This window comes from Enterobacter cloacae complex sp.6700776, from assembly GCF_048284255.1.
GTDB classification, from domain to species: Bacteria; Pseudomonadota; Gammaproteobacteria; order Enterobacterales; family Enterobacteriaceae; genus Enterobacter; species Enterobacter intestinihominis.
Genome location: NZ_JBLVYK010000224.1, coordinates 1 through 288, shown reverse-complemented (window position 1 = coordinate 288; position 288 = coordinate 1). Strand labels below are relative to the sequence as shown.

Genomic DNA, 288 nt, shown 5'->3' with positions numbered 1-288 from the left:
GCAAATACCTTTACGTTGAACTGGGTTACCGTATTTCCGCGCAGGGTTTCCATCGTCGGAATATCGCCTTCAAGTCGCAGAATGCTGCGGATATGGGAGTGTTGCGACCAGACTGTTTCTCCTGCCTCGACTGAGGTAAATGGATTAAACGCGCTGGTTACCTCTTTTTCCTGATGGGAGAGGACGGCGATTTTTAATATTCCCGGCGTTGGGTTAAGCTTAAGACATAGATTGATTGCGCCTATATCATGCCAGTGAAGAATGTCTTCCAGTTCGCAGTTTAATAAT

At 46.5% G+C, this 288-nt stretch carries 1 pseudogene; it reads right to left on the bottom strand.

Annotated features, from left to right (window positions below):
• Nucleotides 1–288 (bottom strand): annotated as a pseudogene (locus tag ACNQ0T_RS23985) (hypothetical protein); the annotation flags it as partial.